Annotated in this window: 12 protein-coding genes and 1 pseudogene; 8 read left to right on the plus strand and 5 right to left on the minus strand. The window is 33.1% G+C overall.

What is annotated here, in order from left to right:
• Positions 1 to 37 precede the first annotated feature (37 nt).
• Positions 38 to 739, minus strand: a pseudogene (locus C2I06_RS01265) (HAD family hydrolase); the annotation flags it as partial.
• Between the two features lie 203 nt (positions 740 to 942).
• Between C2I06_RS01265 and C2I06_RS01270 the strand changes: the two are divergent.
• Positions 943 to 1,731, plus strand: coding sequence for a hypothetical protein (locus C2I06_RS01270; protein ID WP_123257307.1), 789 nt, complete (start codon positions 943 to 945; stop codon positions 1,729 to 1,731).
• A gap of 2 nt (positions 1,732 to 1,733) precedes the next feature.
• Positions 1,734 to 2,201 carry a hypothetical protein gene (locus C2I06_RS01275; RefSeq protein ID WP_095332169.1) on the plus strand — a complete coding sequence of 156 codons (468 nt, stop codon included), beginning with the start codon at positions 1,734 to 1,736 and terminating at the stop codon, positions 2,199 to 2,201.
• A 37-nt stretch (positions 2,202 to 2,238) separates the two neighbouring features.
• Here the strand turns inward: C2I06_RS01275 and C2I06_RS01280 are convergent, their stop codons facing one another.
• Positions 2,239 to 3,138, minus strand: a complete 900-nt coding sequence (locus C2I06_RS01280; protein WP_095332171.1) for a 3-hydroxyacyl-CoA dehydrogenase — start codon at positions 3,136 to 3,138, stop codon at positions 2,239 to 2,241.
• A gap of 214 nt (positions 3,139 to 3,352) precedes the next feature.
• On the opposite strand from C2I06_RS01280, the gene C2I06_RS01285 reads away from it, so the two are divergent.
• A complete protein-coding gene (locus C2I06_RS01285; RefSeq protein ID WP_123257308.1) occupies positions 3,353 to 4,654 on the plus strand; it encodes a globin-coupled sensor protein in 1,302 nt (433 codons plus the stop codon).
• 46 nt (positions 4,655 to 4,700) lie between these two features.
• On the opposite strand, the gene C2I06_RS01290 is transcribed toward C2I06_RS01285, so the two are convergent.
• From C2I06_RS01290 to C2I06_RS01300, 3 genes are all read right to left on the minus strand, one after another.
• Positions 4,701 to 5,243, minus strand: a complete 543-nt coding sequence (locus C2I06_RS01290) for a flavodoxin family protein (protein ID WP_123257309.1) — start codon at positions 5,241 to 5,243, stop codon at positions 4,701 to 4,703.
• A 134-nt stretch (positions 5,244 to 5,377) separates the two neighbouring features.
• The gene (locus C2I06_RS01295; protein ID WP_123257310.1) at positions 5,378 to 6,967 is read right to left on the minus strand and encodes a response regulator; all 1,590 of its coding nucleotides are present in this window, start codon (positions 6,965 to 6,967) and stop codon (positions 5,378 to 5,380) included.
• Between the two features lies 1 nt (position 6,968).
• On the minus strand, positions 6,969 to 8,801 hold the full coding sequence (locus C2I06_RS01300; protein ID WP_164463597.1) for a sensor histidine kinase: 1,833 nt from the start codon (positions 8,799 to 8,801) through the stop codon (positions 6,969 to 6,971).
• A 210-nt stretch (positions 8,802 to 9,011) separates the two neighbouring features.
• On the opposite strand from C2I06_RS01300, the gene C2I06_RS01305 reads away from it, so the two are divergent.
• From C2I06_RS01305 to C2I06_RS01325, 5 genes are all read left to right on the plus strand, one after another.
• The gene (locus C2I06_RS01305) at positions 9,012 to 10,292 is read left to right on the plus strand and encodes a sugar ABC transporter substrate-binding protein (RefSeq protein WP_123257312.1); all 1,281 of its coding nucleotides are present in this window, start codon (positions 9,012 to 9,014) and stop codon (positions 10,290 to 10,292) included.
• Positions 10,293 to 10,366: 74 nt separating this feature from the next.
• A complete protein-coding gene (locus C2I06_RS01310) occupies positions 10,367 to 11,260 on the plus strand; it encodes a carbohydrate ABC transporter permease (RefSeq protein ID WP_123257313.1) in 894 nt (297 codons plus the stop codon).
• A 14-nt stretch (positions 11,261 to 11,274) separates the two neighbouring features.
• Entirely contained in the window at positions 11,275 to 12,117 is an 843-nt protein-coding gene (locus tag C2I06_RS01315) for a carbohydrate ABC transporter permease (protein WP_095332185.1), read from the plus strand.
• Positions 12,118 to 12,135: 18 nt separating this feature from the next.
• On the plus strand, positions 12,136 to 13,236 hold the full coding sequence (locus C2I06_RS01320; RefSeq protein WP_123257314.1) for a glycoside hydrolase family 172 protein: 1,101 nt from the start codon (positions 12,136 to 12,138) through the stop codon (positions 13,234 to 13,236).
• Between the two features lie 95 nt (positions 13,237 to 13,331).
• Positions 13,332 to 13,448, plus strand: a complete 117-nt coding sequence (locus tag C2I06_RS01325; protein ID WP_082138277.1) for a DUF4023 family protein — start codon at positions 13,332 to 13,334, stop codon at positions 13,446 to 13,448.
• The last annotated feature ends 8 nt before the right edge of the window (positions 13,449 to 13,456 follow it).

Raw genomic sequence — 13,456 nt, forward strand, 5'->3', positions numbered from 1 at the left:
CCCGAGGCTATGTTTGGTCTTTGGTATAAGTGAGCTATTATTTAATCGTATTATTTTTTATTTGAAATGCAGGTGATGCTGCTAGGATGGAAGTTAATTCGATAAGATCATCAATAACCATATCTGCTTGCTTCATTTCGTCATCTTTAGCAAAATCAAAATTACAACCGACAGATAGAAGGTCATTTTCTTTTGCAGCTTTTATATCAGATAAGCGGTCTCCCACAACAGCTGCTTGAGTAATTCCATGCTTCTTAATAATCCTACAAACGAGGTCAGACTTATTCAATGATTCAATGTCCTGAATACTGCATGTTTCTGTCACCCATTTATCCAATTGATAATATTCAACGATCGCTTGCAAGTATGCTGTTAATCCATTACTAGCGATATAAATAGAAATATCATTTTCCTTTAAATAGGAGAAAACTTCTTTGACATTTGGATATAAGGCCCCTTTGCCTTTTTTTATATTTGTCACTAATCGTTCGAGAAAATAAGCATCTATTTTTTCTCTTAAGCTAAGGGAATGATTAGGCAATAATGTTTCCCACACAATCGGCAATGGAACACCCATAATTTCGCGGTATTTATCAATAGGTGTTTCTCCATCCCATTGATGAATCGAGCGCAAGTAATGAAAAGTATCATCTAAAGATATTTCTAAAATTTTGTCTGTTTGAAAGAGTGTACCATCCATATCAAATATTATTGCTTGAGACAACTCACTTTCCCCCTTTTGAAACTTTATGTATTTATGTACAGTTTAACATAAACCTAATAAACCAAAGATTCTTATCAATTCTAATCTGTTTATTTTTCTTCTAGTTCTATTCTACTAAAAAAATCGGCAAATGGATGGAATTACATGATTTTGTTAAAAATAACTTTTAGTAATGATTTCTCTTTTATTATCCATAGATGGAAAAGGTGTAGGTGAGTATGGACAACTATAATAATGACAATACAGCAAGAAGATATAGAGCACATGTAAGTACGCTTGGTACTACACAAATTCACCTGCGAAATCCTTATATCATTGCATGGTGGAGTGCAGCTTTCCCTGGATTTGGTCATCTTTTATTATCCAAATATCTGCGAGGATTCGTTTTATTCATTTGGGAAGTAGTAGTAAATGTAAACAGCAATTTAAATTTGTCGATGATTTATTCCTTTCAGGGAGAGATTGAAAAGGCTAAAGAAATCTTAGATACAAGGTGGTTACTCATTTATATCCCAGTTTATATATTCGCTATTTGGGATAGTTATCGAACGACGGTAGATTTGAATAAAATCTTTGTGTTGGCAGAAAGAGAGGAGCACCGCTTTAATTCATTTAGTATCGGTATCATGGAAATCAATTATCTTGATAAAAGAAATCCTCTCATGGCTATCATCTGGTCCCTATTTATGCCTGGTTTAGGACAATTATACATTCATAGAGTAATAACTGCATTCTTTGTTATCATTTGGGGCGTTGTGTTTTTTTATTTATCTCATGGACTAGAAGCTTTGTCCCTATTGTTTTTGGGAGAGATTAAACAAGCGACGGATGTGATTAATTCAGAGTGGCTTTTGTTTTTTCCATCTATTTATGGGTTTGCAATATTTGATTCTTATATAAATACGGTAGAAAACAATAAGCTATATGATAAAGAACAACGTTTCTATTTTAGGGAGAAATATCAATCTTCGTCTTTTCAAGTATTAAAAGGGCAAAAGGTGAATTAAAGATGCAATTATTTTCGACATTTGAACACTCAGTTTTTATAGAAATGGCACTCAGCACATTAGAAAAAAAGGGGATAAAAAAAGAAAATATATTTGTTGTTCCACTTGATAATAGAACCGAGCAACGAAAGATTTTTGATGACTTGCATCGATCAGACGGAACTTCTCTTATTGATATAGGTGTTGCATTAGCAACGGCATTATCTGTTGTGTTTGCAAGTATAGGATTTAAGCTTGCATGGGGGCCGATATACTGGGGACTAATTGGTGCGGCAGCTGGCTTTTTACTAGGATTTGTTATTCGTCTTTTTACAGAAATTATAGTAAAAAAGAAGAGAAGATTACTGAAGGGATTCCAATCTGAAATAATTGTTATTGTTGATTGCGAAGAGTCGCAAGGGGAGATGATAGAGAATGTATTATTTAGCCATTATGCTTTAGGGGTAGCGAAGGTAAAAGCAAAACAGTAGAGGAGAATCTATCTATTCTCCTCTACTGTTTTTAATGTTAATTTTTTAAGAAATCTGGCTGAATGAAGCTAGGGTTCGGGTATTTGTAGAATCCTTCTCCTGTACTTCTGCCTAATTTTCCTTGATCAATATAGTTTGTTTTTAATAAGTGTGAAAGCTTTATATAAGCAGGGTTACCAGTAGCTTCCGCTTTGCCCTTTACGATATTGTAAGCAGTAGTAATACCAATTACATCTAGCATTGCAAATGGTCCAAGCGGCGCTCCTGTACCAATCATCCATGCTTTATCGATCGTTTCAATTTCTGCGACTTCGTTCACAAGTAACATTTCTGCTGATTCTAATAGAGGAACCAATAAAGAGTTTAATACGTAACCTGGTTGTTCCTTTTGAATCGGTAAAGCCACCATTCCGATACTTTTAGCAAAAGCAATCACTGTCTGAAATACTTGTTCCTCGGTTGTTTGATGCTTCATAATTTCTGCTGTGTTGTTCTTCCAAATTTCATTAGCGAAGTGAAGTGCTAGAAATTTTTCTGGACGACCAGTTGCTTCAGCAAATTGGCTTGGCAGAAGGGTAGAAGAGTTCGTTGCAAAAATAGTATGCTTCGGTGCTACTTTTGCTAATTCCTGATAAAAGTCTCGTTTAATTTGGACTACTTCTGGTATTGCTTCAATGACTAAATCTGCTTTCTCTGTTGCTTTTCCTAAATTGGTAGAGTAGAATAGGCGGTTATATACTTCTTGTAGCTCTTCTGGTGTTGCATCTAAATCTCTTTGATAAAATGCCTCTAATTGTTTCATTCTATTTTTAGACTTTTCTAGTACTTCATCATTAATATCATAAACAGCAACTTGAAATCCTTTATATGCCGCTTGAAAAGCAATTTGACTTCCTAATACGCCACTGCCTGCAACGGTGATCTGTTTAATATCCATGTTGTATGCTCCTTTTTTCAACTAATTTGCCCATATGTACCACTTCTTTCAATTCTTCTTTTAAATCTACGCAATTATTAAAATCTTGTCAACTTGAGTATGGTACAAATATATTATTTATTTCCCATTTATTTCTTATAATTCCCTCTTTTTTACTGTAAAATCCATTTTCTTTTCCGATATAAAGGAAAAGGACTTAGTAGGAGGAAAATCCATGCTTTTTAAAAAAAGTGTCAAAGAGAAAGAAAATAAAATTCAGCAACTCATTGACCAAGAAATAAATAAAGTATCAATAGATATTGAAAAAGGGTCAGATTATGAGATGCAGCTAAATGTTATTGGTTTAGAAAGAGAGGATTTAGCGTTATTAAAAAGCATTCAACCAATCGTGGCAAAGCATCTACCAGCTATTAGAACAGAATCATTTCATTTTTCACATGAAGGTATGTCTAAAATTATTGATACTTCCAGGATTGGAATCTCAACAGAAGACAGCATGAAATATTTCTTATCTTTTTTTAATGGGAAAATTGATCGGGAATACGTGCAAAGAAGAGCAATGTTAGCGCAAATGTATGTGAAAATAGGTGTGGAAATTCGCTGGTTTCTTTCTGTCTATCACTTGTTAATGACAGAAATTATGATAAAGGTCAACCAAGAACTACAGTTAAATGAAAAAGAAGCTACTATTTTATTTATGGCCATTTCCAAAATATTCAACCTAGAAAATCAACTAGTTATCGATTCCATGCATAATGCCCAAAAAAATATGATTGCTAAAAAAGAACAAGAAGCGAAAATAGATATTAAGAATTTTGTCGGAGGATTTGTGGAAAACTTGGCTGCTATGACAGAAGAAACGGGCGCTTCTGTTGAGCAAATTGTAGAACAATCTGGTCATATTGCTACAAGTGCTAAAAAAAGTTTAGCTAGTTCTATCGAAATGGAAGAACGATCAGAAAATGGAAAGCTTCAACTAGATAAAGTAATTAAAAATATGCAAGAGCTGAAGGAAGATATTCAACGAATAATGAAAACGATTGATGAGTTAGAAGATAACTCAAAGAAAATCGGTGGAATTGTCAATGTTATTACAGGGATTGCCGATCAAACGAACTTACTTGCACTAAATGCAGCGATTGAAGCAGCACGAGCAGGAGAGCATGGAAAAGGATTTGCGGTTGTCGCTGATGAAGTAAGAAAATTAGCAGAACAAACAAAGGACTCTTCTTCCAGTATTACAGAACTAGTCCAAGGTACTATTGCACATATCGCTAATGTGATTGAGCAAATTAGTACCATTAACAAAGTAGTTGATACAGGTAACCACGAGATTAAATTGACAACAGATGTTTTTGATAACATTTTAGGAAGCAGCAGAGATAATAATAAAATGATCAAAAGTACAGAAAATGATTTACAATTGCTTATTCAATTACTAGAGGAGATTAATCAAGCGGTAGCGAAAATGGCAGTATCTACAGAGGAACTGAATGAAACTGTGGCAGGATTTTGACCTTGACATAAAGAAAGAACGAAAGCAAGCAAAGATGCTTTCGTTCTTATAATAATTCCTTTTTTAACTGAGCAGCCGCAAAAATGGCATTTTTATCCTCCAAAATATCGCCAGGTTTATTGCCATTTCCTAAAATATACCCTCCAAACTCAATCCCCATAAAATCAAAAATATGTTGAAATTGCTGGATCATTGGTATCCCTTTTATAGTGGGATTATCTCCACCAACAGACAGAACATAAGCTTTTTTTCTTGCCATCTTCGCTTTGAAATCAGGATAGCTTGAATCTCTGAGTGAGTGAGACCAGCGATCAATAAAATTTTTCATTAAACCAGACATGCTGTACCAATATATAGGAGTAGAGAAGATTAATATATCATGAGGAAGTATGCGATCTACTATTGAATTGTAGTCATCCTCTCTTTCTTGAAATCCTTCTAAAGTGTGGCGCATGTCCATTATAGGAAGGATAGTATACTCTCTAAGCAGAATAGTATCTACCGGAATACCTTCGATTACTTTCTCAGTCAGGAGAGCTGTATTCCCATTGGGACGAGTTCCTCCATCAATAACAGCAATTTTTTTCATGGATTTACACCCTTTCCTATTCATTTATATTAATCATATATTGGATGGGACGAATAATAAAGATGAATATTTAGATAGGTGTCATCGAGAAAATTGATAGTAGAATAAAGCTATCAAACAGAGTACAACTATATTTAAACGGTAGTGGAATGAGTACGATATTCAGTTGGTGTTAGTCCGGTTACTTTTTTAAAGGATGCACTAAAATAATATTGATTGGAATAACCTACTTTTTCACTGATCTCCATAATTGGTATACTTGTAAAAGACAAGAGTTCTTTTGCCTTATTTATTCTTAGAAATGTAATATATTTAGATATACTGGTATTTTTAATTTTCTTAAAAATAGATCCAACATAGGATGGACTCATATTAATATGATTACTGATCGTATTTAAGTTCAGCGTTAAATCATTATAATGATTCTCGATATATTGTATGATCTGTTCAGCAATCTGGCTATGTTTAGAATGAATAGATTGTTGAATTTTCTCGCTAGTAAGAAGACAAATTTTTTCTAGATTTTCACAAACTTCTTCTACCGTGTTAAATGTATCCAAGATAGAAAAGATATGCGTTATTTTCTCCACAATTTCCGTATCTTTAATTTCAACTTCGTAGAGAAAACGCAAAATTTTTGACAGAATGGATGAAATGTATGAAAGAATGCCATTTTTATTATAATATACACTAGACCAGTTGTTTTCTATATAGGCTAGAAATTCTTTAATTCCCTGTTTGTCTTTTTTGGAGATTAAATTAATTAGTAATTCTTCATCCTGTCTTGATAGAAAAAGAGGAGGAGAAGCAGCTTGATGTATTTCTTCCGTCGAATATATATTATTGTCTCCAAAAATAAATTTATATTCTGTTGCTTTTTTTGCATTTCGATAGGAATTCGAAATTTCCCAGATAGATTGTACCGTATGACCGATTCCTATTGTAATCGTCAAAAAATCAAACTGTTTCTTTATCGTCTCGAAAGCTTTCATAACATGGGTACTTAATTTATGGGGATATTGCTTTTGACCAATAATAAAAATGATTCGTCCCCCTTGATTTATAGTATAGACATCTTCAGAGGCGAAGTAGTCTTCTACAGCATGAATCAGTTGAAAAGTATAGAGATGATATCGCTCTACTCCGAGGCTGTTCATGTAGTCTATATGTTTACTTATCTCTAAATAAATACAAATGTATTGCTTCTTTGTAAATTGCAAATTTAGGTAACTAGCTTGATTTTGAAGCATGTATTCTGCATAAGTTGGACCAGCATTAATAAGGTTTAAAAAGAATTTCTCTTTCAATATTGGTTGACTATGTTTTAACTGTTCCATCGTTTCTGTTTCTTGTTGAATATTCCGTAGTACTTTTTGAATGACAGTAGTGAGATAATCATAGTCAATTGGCTTTTCGACATAGTCACAAATATTAAGTCTAATTGCTTCCTGTGCATAAACAAAATCATCATAGGAACTGATAAATATAATTTTTATAAAAGGAAATCTTGTTAATATAGATTTTGCCAATTCGATTCCAGTTATTTCTGGCATTTGAATATCGGAAATAACTAAATCTGGCTGGGTTTTTTCTATTTCTTTCAGTGCTTCTATCCCACTAGCATATATCCCACAAACGGTCGCTCCAATGTCTTCCCACTTTATGTTTTTATAAATACCTTCTAAACAAACGGTGTTGTCGTCAATCATTATAATTTTTTTCATTTTATCCTCCTAATTCTTCAAAAAATAATTCTTCCGATATCATTTGGTGGATAGTGAAGGAAACTAGAGTACCCTGTGGATGTAATCTACTTATTTGTATTGTCGGCTTTTCGGATGAATATAAAGATAATCGATAATTTACATTGCTTAGACCAAAATGATTTGTACGAAAAGCGTTATTGTTTAGAACCTGACATAGTGTTTCTATTTTTTCATCCGTAATTCCTCGCCCATTATCTTGGATCGTAAATTGAATAGCATCATTTTTATAGGTAATAGAAATTTGAATGAATAATGGTGTGTTAACATTATTCATTCCATGGTGGATACAATTTTCCAAAATAGGCTGCAGAACAAATTTTGGAATAAGAAAATTTTCAATTCCTTCCTCTTTCTCTATCTTCCAATGAAATTCCATGCTTTTGTTTAATTTTTCTAACTGGAGATAAACTTGAGCAATTTCTAGTTCATCCTTTATTAGGATAAGTTCATCGCCTTTCTTTAAAATCATCCGGTAGAAAAGCGCCAATTGGGATATCATTTTATTTGCATCATCTATTCGACCAAGGGTCTGACAAGTTTTAATAGAATCAAGCATGTTATATAGAAAGTGAGGGTTTATTTTAGATTGCTCTAACTGATATTTCATTTTTTCTTCTTGTATTTTGAAATTTAAAATAGCATTAAAATTGGTATTTATCGATTCTGTCATATTGTTAAATGTTATTGCTAATGAATCAAATTCATCTTTAAATTCCTTTTCTTTATCTATAGGCAACTTAACAGAAATAAGATTATTGTTATCAAGAGAGATTGATTTAATCGTTTTAGCTATTGTTCTTATTTTTTTACTTAATTCCTTGGAGATGAATAAACTGCTGACAATGCTAATGATGATAACTAGTATGACCGCTGAAATTAAGATACTTATAAGGACTATAGTATTCTTAACAATATAGCTTGTTGGAACTTCTGTAACAATATACCAGCCAGTTATTTCGTTACGTTTAAAAATATACTGGTTATTCTTGATTTTAAATGGCTCTTCATTCGTAGCTATTTTGTTAAATATCTTTTTTTTCATTTGCTGGCCGATTAGCTTGCTATTATTATGTGCTAAAATAATCCCGTTTTGATCAATTAAATAGCTATTAATAGAAGAGTCAGTAGAACTTTCATCAAGTAATTGATTTACTTCCTGTGCATCTAAATCAAGAAAAATGGCATAATCTATTGTTTTTGTGTCTTTCTTTTGATAGGTGATAAAACAAGTTAAATACCTTTTCTTTTGATAAGACTGGTTTACCACAAAGGGCTCATTAATATTCTCAGATAGAATCCATTCTAGCTTGTTCGTATTAATAGATAGTTGCTGCTCGTTTATTCCACGTTTATGTAACTCACTTGTAGGAAAGAAGGTAATTCCTTCATCACTGAAAAGAAATTGTGGGTTTATATAAATGGTGATATTATCCAACAAGTAAGCTTCTTTTAAGTAAATAATATTATTCCTAACCGTACTATATGATTCTAATTGGTCCGATAACTTTTGTGGTGGTTGAATTACTAACGGGTATAAATAATTCTGAATTAAACTGGAAGCATTTTTCATCTGCTCAAAACGATTAGAAAGAATCACATTTAATTGATTACTTGAATAAGAGATGGAATCAAAGATTTTATTTTTTGCAATATTGTAAGACAGAAAATAAGAGAGAACGCTTAAAGAGATTAATGGGATAATGGAAGTAAGAAGAAAACTCCATAAAATCTTCTTTTGAAAACTAGTAAAGTATCTTTGAAAAAGTTTCTTTAAATAGAAGTATAGACGCATACAATATTTCTCCCCCTCCATTCAGAAACCGCTTACTTTTTATCCATAAGTTTATCTAGAAAAGTTTATTAAAGCAATAGATTTAAAAAATATAATCAATCAACAAATATTATATTTTTTAGATGAGAATTTATATTTAAGTGTTTTTTTTTCTTTTATATAATGAGTTCGAATATGTGAAAGCGTTTTATAAAAAGGGAGGTTAAGGGAATGCAAAAATCAAGAAAGTGGTACAGTATTGTTTTATGCTTAATGATTGTAACAGCAATTTTCCTAACTGGCTGTGTCGGAGTAAATAACACAAGTTCTAATGCTGATCAAGCTTCCGGAGGCGAAGGGAAGGCTGAAGGAGAGACTATTACTTTAATGACAAATGATTCAACAAAGGCAGGATGGTCTGTTTATCAGAAGAAAATAGAAGAGGCTACTGGAGTAAAGTTAAATATTATTGTTACACCTACCAACCCAGATGATATGGTAGCCAAAATGACGACTATTCTTTCTTCAGGTGATAATACAATTGATTTAATGCATGTTAATGATGAATTAATTACAGCCTTTTCGAGAGCAGACTATCTAGAGCCCTTAGAAAAAGAGGTTATGACTCCTGAGATCGTAAAGAATTTTTCTGAGCAATATATAAAGGATATACCAACTTATAATGGGAGCATCTTTTCCGTGCCTAGCTACTTAGAAATCTTAGCATTTTGGGTGAATAATGAATTATTGAAAAAAACAGGCATGGAGGCTCCAAAATCAAAAGAAGAATTTCTTGAATACGCAAAAGCGGCAACAAAAGACGATGTATATGGTTATGGCGGCTCATGGGAAAAAAGTTATGTTTTTAATGAAATTGGTACTTTTGTTAATCTTTTTGGCGGCGATTATTTTGATTGGACCAATCCAAAAACAAAAGAAGCATTGCAGTTTATGTATGATTTAGCACACAAAGAAAAGGTAACCCCGATATCCCAGCTTGCTGATATCTATGACCCTATGAATCAAAAATTTATTGATGGGAAATATGGAATGCTATTTATGTATACAGGTGCAATTCCTACATTTGAAGAAGCTGGGAAATTTAGTCCTGAACAATTAAATATAGAGCCAATGCCAACTTTTGAGACAAACGATGCCTTTATTGCTTCCTGGCATTATGTATTAAATAAATCTTCTGAGAAGAAAGCTGCATCAAAAAAAGTACTGCAATATATTGCTAGCCCTGATGGACAATTAGCATATAGCGAAATGTCTGGGAGACTTCCTGCACGTCTCGATGTAATTAATGATCCTAATTTTACTGCCAAAGGATTAGAGAGTGTCAAAGAATATATCAGCAATAGTACGTTGAGAGGTAGACCTTTAGTTCCTCAGGCTATGGAGTTTGTTAATGGAATTGGAGCGATATTCCAAAAGTTTATTTCTGATGAAATAAGTTTAGACGAGGCGGTAGAGCAGGCACAAAAGGAAATCGCTCGTTTAGCCAAGTAACTACAATCTTGAAACAAATGAAGAGGATCAAATTTATATAGAATTTTGGTCCTCTTATGGAAAGGAGCTATAAAATGAAGACTGTTCTTAATAAATCCTTTCAAAACAAGTTAGTTATTGCTTGGATTTTGATACTACCAGTATTAATTATTAGAGGATTTACGATTATTTATCCCATTATAGTTACCTTTATTAATAGTATGTTTGAAATTAATATGTTTAAAGGCGGGGTTGCAACATTTATAGGATTTCAAAACTTTTTTGCTATTTTTAAAGATGATAAGATTATTACTTCTTTAGAATTCACATTGATTTTTACCATCATATCCATGATCTTTCATGTAATCTTAGGTATATTCTTAGCCGTTTTATTAAATCAGAAGTTTAAAGGAAGGAAGTTTTTACGAACAATTGTGTTAATACCATGGGCAATGCCTATGGTTGTAACAGGGTTAGCAGCAAGATGGGCATTTAATGATAGCTATGGTTTAGTGAATGATTTAATACGAAGAATCTTTACTACATTTCACTTCGATTGGTTAATTCACCCAGAATCTACAAGAATTGCGGTCATTTTGGTGGACTTATGGAAAGATGTTCCTTTCTTTGCGATTCTCGTTTTGGCGGGACTTCAGTTTATCCCAGAAGAGATTTATGAATCGGCTAAAATGGATGGTTCAAATGTGATTAGAACATTTTTCTCTATTACGATTCCCCTAATAATGAAGAATTTGTTGACATTATGTATCTTTTTCACCATGTGGCGAATTGTTAGCTATGATATTGTCTATGCCATGACTACTGGAGGACCTGGTGATTCGACGAGTTTACTAGCATATAGAATTGCAGTAGAAGCTTTCACGAACTTAAATATTGGTTATGCCTCTGCTATAGCAGTACTTTTATTTTTGATGATGATTATTATCAGCAGTATAAGTTTATTAGGGATCAAGAAAAATGACTATTAGGAGGTATGTAAAGAATGAATATAAGGTCGACGAAAAGTTTTTATTTTTTTCTTAGATGGGGATTGACCTTTGTTGTAGCAATTATTATCTTGCTGCCTCTTTACTGGATTTTTATTTCATCTATAACGCCAAAGGGTTCTCTATTCCAAACCCCTATTGATTACTTTCCTAAGACCATTACTTTTCAAAACTATCAAGATTTATTTATTCAATTGGGAATTGGGGAAATGGCGATTAATACATTGTTGATTACTGGTTTATCTTTAGTTGCTTCTATTATATTTGGTACGGCAGCTGCATATGGATTTGCCAGATATGATTATTCAAGAGGGGTTAGCTGGGGATATAAATTGCTGTTGTTTTCAGCACTAATCCCACCAGTTATAACTGCGCGACCGCTATACGATTTTATGAAGTCGGTACAATTGGTCGATACCTATTTAGGGTTAACCATTTTATATACGAGTTCCTTGCTCCCGTTCTCTGTTCTAATTCTCTATAATTTCGTGAAACAAATTCCTCCGTCTTTGGAAGAAGCTGCTCAAGTAGATGGAGCAAATTTTTTACAAGTATTATTCAAAGTATATTTTCCGCTGATGAAGCCAGCTATAGCTACTGTTAGTATTATTAACTTTATCCAATGTTTAAATGAGTTTTTTACCCCTTTATTTTTTTCTTACAAAATTAAAGTATTAAGTGTGGGGATTACAACGATTCCAAGAACAAGTAATTTTGAAGTTCCATGGGATTTAATAAGTTCTATGGGCTGGTTCATTACTTTACCTATTATTTTATTTGTGATGATTTTTGAAAAGAACATTATGGAAGGAATTATTGCTGGAGGAGTTAAACAATAAAAAAATTGGAGTGATACGATGTTTAATGGACTATCTACCTTACCTATTTTAAATAATGGAAGAACAAGAGCAATTAATGCGGAAAATCCTACAGGTGAAAAAGGAGGTGGAGGGAAGGCAGCAAGTAATCTTGGGCCTTCGCGAAAAGGGGCTCCGTGCTTAAGAGACATTAAATCAGGCGAAGTAAAAGTATTAGCTGAAATAGATGGACCGGGTGTAATTGAACATATTTGGATAACGGTTCCTGCAAAGATAAATGATAAAAATCCGTTTGTATTAAGAGATATTATTATTAGAATGTATTGGGATGATGAAGAGAATCCATCAGTTGAAAGTCCATTGGGAGATTTCTTTTGCTGTGGATTTGGGCAAGGGTGTTTAGTGAATTCCATGCCTATAGCTGTTAATCCAAATAGAGGAATGAATAGTTATTTTTCTATGCCTTTTCATAAAAAAGCACGCATTACGATCGAAAATCAATGCGAAGAAGCAATTCCTGCCTTTTTTTATCAAGTAGACTATTGCTTATATGATACCTTGCCAAAAGAAATAGCTTATTTTCATGCCCAATGGAGAAGACAGAGTATTACTGAAAAAGGACAGGATTATATTATTTTAGATGGTGTGAAAGGAAAAGGGCAGTATGTTGGTACGTATATGGCATTATCTACATTAGAAAGATATTGGTGGGGAGAAGGAGAGGTAAAGGTTTTTCTAGATGGAGACAAAGATTACCCGACTATTTGCGGAACTGGAACAGAGGATTATTTTGGTGGTGCTTGGAGTTTTGCAACATACGATGAGCATGGCAAAATGGATGAAACAACTTATTCTACACCTTTTTTAGGCTTTCCGTTTTATGCGAAACAGGATAATACCGTTGTTAATCCTTACCATAATGATGATGTACCGCCAATGCGTGGATTTTATCGCTGGCATATTATGGATCCTATTCGCTTTGAAGAGGAAATTAAGATAACAGTACAACAAATTGGTGTTAGCCATCGTGGATTGTTTGAGAGACAGGATGATGTTTCTACTGTTGCTTATTGGTATCAGACATTGCCCCATGAGCCATTCCCTGTTTTCCCTTTAAGAGAAGAACGATGGCCACGATAAATATATCATCCCTAAATTAGAATTAATTTGCTCTCCAAGAATGTAAATCCTCTAAACGGTTAAAATAACAAGAACAACTTTTAGGAGGGTTAATAATGGAAGACACAGGTAAATTCGTGGAAAAACTTAAGGATGATCAAAAGAAACAGGAAAAAAATAAAAAGCATGGTAAAGGACATCCAGAGGCTAAATTACCAAATAAGCAGCACTAAAAATACAT

The sequence above is a fragment of the Niallia circulans genome (assembly GCF_003726095.1).
Classification (GTDB): domain Bacteria; phylum Bacillota; class Bacilli; order Bacillales; family Cytobacillaceae; genus Niallia; species Niallia circulans_A.

Bases quoted from the DNA above. Each gene is read 5' to 3' on its own strand.
- C2I06_RS01310 (WP_123257313.1), top strand. From the start codon at position 10,367: ATGAAGACTGTTCTTAATAAATCCTTTCAAAACAAGTTAGTTATTGCT.
- C2I06_RS01300 (WP_164463597.1), bottom strand. From the start codon at position 8,801: ATGCGTCTATACTTCTATTTAAAGAAACTTTTTCAAAGATACTTTACT.
- C2I06_RS01295 (WP_123257310.1), bottom strand. From the start codon at position 6,967: ATGAAAAAAATTATAATGATTGACGACAACACCGTTTGTTTAGAAGGT.
- C2I06_RS01285 (WP_123257308.1), top strand. From the start codon at position 3,353: ATGCTTTTTAAAAAAAGTGTCAAAGAGAAAGAAAATAAAATTCAGCAA.
- C2I06_RS01290 (WP_123257309.1), bottom strand. From the start codon at position 5,243: ATGAAAAAAATTGCTGTTATTGATGGAGGAACTCGTCCCAATGGGAAT.
- C2I06_RS01305 (WP_123257312.1), top strand. From the start codon at position 9,012: ATGCAAAAATCAAGAAAGTGGTACAGTATTGTTTTATGCTTAATGATT.
- C2I06_RS01275 (WP_095332169.1), top strand. From the start codon at position 1,734: ATGCAATTATTTTCGACATTTGAACACTCAGTTTTTATAGAAATGGCA.
- C2I06_RS01280 (WP_095332171.1), bottom strand. From the start codon at position 3,138: ATGGATATTAAACAGATCACCGTTGCAGGCAGTGGCGTATTAGGAAGT.
- C2I06_RS01325 (WP_082138277.1), top strand. From the start codon at position 13,332: ATGGAAGACACAGGTAAATTCGTGGAAAAACTTAAGGATGATCAAAAG.
- C2I06_RS01320 (WP_123257314.1), top strand. From the start codon at position 12,136: ATGTTTAATGGACTATCTACCTTACCTATTTTAAATAATGGAAGAACA.
- C2I06_RS01270 (WP_123257307.1), top strand. From the start codon at position 943: ATGGACAACTATAATAATGACAATACAGCAAGAAGATATAGAGCACAT.
- C2I06_RS01315 (WP_095332185.1), top strand. From the start codon at position 11,275: ATGAATATAAGGTCGACGAAAAGTTTTTATTTTTTTCTTAGATGGGGA.